The 3,665-nt window shown below is 71.4% G+C and carries 1 protein-coding gene; it reads right to left on the minus strand.

Annotated features, from left to right (window positions below):
- Positions 1-3,665: non-ribosomal peptide synthetase (locus IE247_RS33815; RefSeq protein ID WP_190127201.1), on the minus strand; the 3,665-nt coding region annotated here is incomplete at both ends.

Raw genomic sequence — 3,665 nt, forward strand, 5'->3', positions numbered from 1 at the left:
CACATCCCGCACCGACAGCTCCGCCCCCAGCACGGCACGGATACGACTGATCAACCGGGTGGCGAGCAGGGAGTGGCCGCCCAGGGCGAAGAACCCGTCGTCGATGCCCACCCGGGGGACGCCGAGGACGTCGGCGAACAGGCCGCACAAGACTTCTTCCACCGCCGAACGCGGTGCCCGCCCCGAGGCCGAAACAGTGATGTCCGGCATCGGCAGGGCCGCCCGGTCGAGCTTGCCGTTGACCGTCACAGGAACCCGGTCCAGCGGAACCACCGCCGACGGAACCATGTACTCGGGCAGCACGCCCGCCGCGAACTCCCGCAACTCATCGGCCCCGGGCACGACGCCCGCGATCGGGACCGCATAGGCCACGATCCGCTGATCCCCCGGACAGTCCTCCCGTACGACCGCCACCACCCGCGCCACCGAAGGATGACCGGACAACACTGCCTCGATCTCACCCAGCTCGACCCGGAAACCCCGCACCTTCACCTGATCATCCACACGCCCCGCGAACTCCAGCACCCCGTCCACCGACCACCGCGCCAGATCCCCACTGCGATACATCCGCGAACCGAGACGGTCGAACGGATCCGCGACAAACCGCTCCGCCGTCAGACCGGGACGACGCCAATACCCCCGGGCCAACTGCCTTCCGGCGATGTACAGCTCCCCCACCACACCCGGCGGCACCGGCCGCAACCCACCATCCAGCACATAGAGCCGGGTGTTCCACACCGGCCGGCCGATCGGCACCGTACGGCCGGAGCCGTCCCCGCACGGCCAGGAGGTGACATCCACCGACGCCTCGGTCGGACCGTACAGATTGTGCAGTTTCGGGCCCATGATCGCCCAGGCCCGCTCCATCAGCTCGGCCGGCAGCGCCTCCCCGCTGCACAGGACCCGCCGCAGTCCCTCACTCGCGGCGGCCGCGTCCGGCACGGCCAGGAAGGCCCGCAGCATCGACGGCACGAAGTGCACCGTCGTCACGGCGTGTTCGCGGATCACCGCCGCCAGATAGGCCGGGTCCCGGTGCCCGCCGGGGCGTGCCATCACCAGCCGGGCACCGGCGATCAGCGGCCAGAAGAACTCCCAGACGGAGACGTCGAATCCGGACGGGGTCTTCTGGAAAACGCCTTCGCCGGGCTCAAGGCCGTACTCCGACTGCATCCACAGCAGCCGGTTGACGATGCCCGTGTGAGGCACCGCCACCCCCTTCGGGCGTCCCGTGGATCCCGATGTGTAGATCACATAAGCCGGGTGCGAGGGCGTCAGCGGCGCGACGCGGTCGGCGTCGCGCGGATCCCTCTCCAGCCGTCCCCCGGCTGCGCCCGCTCCCTCGGCTGTGCCCGCTCCCCCGGCGGCACTCGTCCCCTCCGCGGCGTCGACCGCGATCCACCGCAGGCTTCCCCGGGGCAGATCCGCGGCCGTCGTGCTCAGGGTGAGCCCGCACACCGGACGGGCGTCGTCGAGCATGAGGCGGACGCGCTCGAAGGGCTGGTCGGCGTCGACGGGCAGATAGGCCGCGCCCGTCTTGAGGACGGCCAGCAGCGCCACGACGAGGTCGGCCGAGCGCGGCAGGGCGACCGCCACCACTCGCTCGGGTCCCGCGCCCCGCCCGATCAGCGGATGAGCGAGCCGGTTGGCCCGCGTGTTCAGCTCCGCGTACGAGAGCTCCGCTCCCTCCGAAACCACCGCCACCGCATCGGGTGTCCGGGCCGCCTGCTCCTCGAACAACCGCGCCAGCGTCACCGGGGGCACCGGCGCGGCGGTGTCGTTCCACTCCACCAGCACCCGCCGGCGCTCGGCGTCGTCGAGGATCGGAAGCTCCGCCGTCGAAAGCCCCGGGTCGGCGGCCACGGCCTCCAGCAGCCGTACGAACCGGACCGCCAGCCGCTCGGCGGTGCCCGCGTCGAAGAGATCGCTCGCGTAGTCGAGGACGCCCCTGATCCCGGCCGCCTCGCCGTCGGCGTCGGGCCGCTCGGCCACCGTGAAGGAGAGGTCGAACTTGACCGCCGTGGTCTCGACCGGCAGCGGGCTCGCCACCGCCCCTGGCAGATCGATCCGGGGCTCGGCACCGCCGCCGCCGTCCAGTACCAGCATCGTCTGGAACAGCGGGTGCCTGCTCAGCGATCTGTCGGGGTTGAGGATCTCGACCAGGCGCTCGAAGGGCACGTCCTGGTTCGCGTAGGCGGCGAGATCCGCCTCCCTCACCCGGGCGAGGAGTTCCCTGAAGGCCGGGTCGCCGGAGGTGTCGGTCCGCAGTACGAGGGTGTTGACGAAGAAGCCGACAAGGGCGTCGAGCGCGTCGTCGGTACGGCCCGCGATCGGTGTGCCGACCGGGATGTCGGTGCCCGCTCCCAGCCTGCTGAGCAGGGCGATGAGGCCGGCCTGTAAGACCATGAACAGGCTGGCGTCACCGTCGTGGGCGATCGCGCGGAGCCGGGCGTGCGCCGCCGCGTCCAGGGTGAACGGCACCCGGCCGCCGCGGTGGCTCGCCACGGCGGGTCGCGGTCGGTCGGTGGGAAGCGCCGACTCGGCCGGGAGGTCGGCCAGTGTGCGGGTCCAGTAGGCCAGTTGACGGGAGATCAGACTGTCCGGGTCGTCCTCCCGGCCCAGCAGCTCCCGCTGCCAGAGTGTGTAGTCGGCGTACTGAACAGGCAGCGGGGTCCACTGCGGGGCCCGGCCCGCCCGGCGCGCCGCGTAGGCGTCGGAGAGATCCCGGGCCAGTAGCCCGCTCGACCAGCCGTCCCCCGCGATGTGGTGGAGGACGAACACCACCACATGTTCTTCGGCGCCGAGGGTGAGCAATTCGGCGTGGAGCGGTGTGCCGGTGGTCAGGTCGAACCGGTGGCCCGTCGCGTCGGCGAGTGCTTCGTTCAGCCCGTCGGGGTGGATGTGGCGTACGGGCAGGGCGAAGGCCGCGGTCTCGGTGGCGTCGAGGACGACTTGGCGGGGTGTTCCGTCGGTGTCCGGGAAGACCGTACGAAGGGTCTCGTGCCGGGCGACCACATCCCCCAGAGCCGCCCGCAGAGCATCCACATCCAGCTCGCCGGACAGCCGCAGCGCGAACGGCATGTTGTACGTCGCCCCCGGCCCCTCCAGCCGGTTCAGGAACCACAGCCGACGCTGCGCGAACGACAACGGCACCGCTTCCGGGCGCGGCACGAAGCGGCGGACAGGAGGCCGGCTCCGATCGTGAGCGCTGTCCAGCCGGGCGGCCAGACCCGCCACCGTCGAAGCCTCGAACACATCCCGCACCGACAACTCCGCCCCCAGCACGGCACGGATACGACTCAGCAGCCGGGTGGCGAGCAGCGAATGACCCCCCAGGGCGAAGAACCCGTCGTCGATGCCCACCCGGGGGACGCCGAGGACGTCGGCGAACAGGCCGCACAAGACTTCTTCCACCGCCGAACGCGGTGCCCGCCCCGAGGCCGAAACAGTGATGTCCGGCATCGGCAGGGCCGCCCGGTCGAGCTTGCCGTTGACCGTCACAGGAACCCGGTCCAGCAGAACCACCGCCGACGGAACCATGTACTCGGGCAGGACACCCGCCGCGAACTCCCGCAACTCCCCGACCTCAGGCACGGCATCCGCGGTCGGGACCGCATAGGCCACAATCCGCTGATCCCCCGGACGATCCTCCCGCACCACCGCCACCA

The sequence above is a fragment of the Streptomyces inusitatus genome, assembly GCF_014651115.1.
Taxonomy (GTDB): domain Bacteria; phylum Actinomycetota; class Actinomycetes; order Streptomycetales; family Streptomycetaceae; genus Streptomyces; species Streptomyces amakusaensis.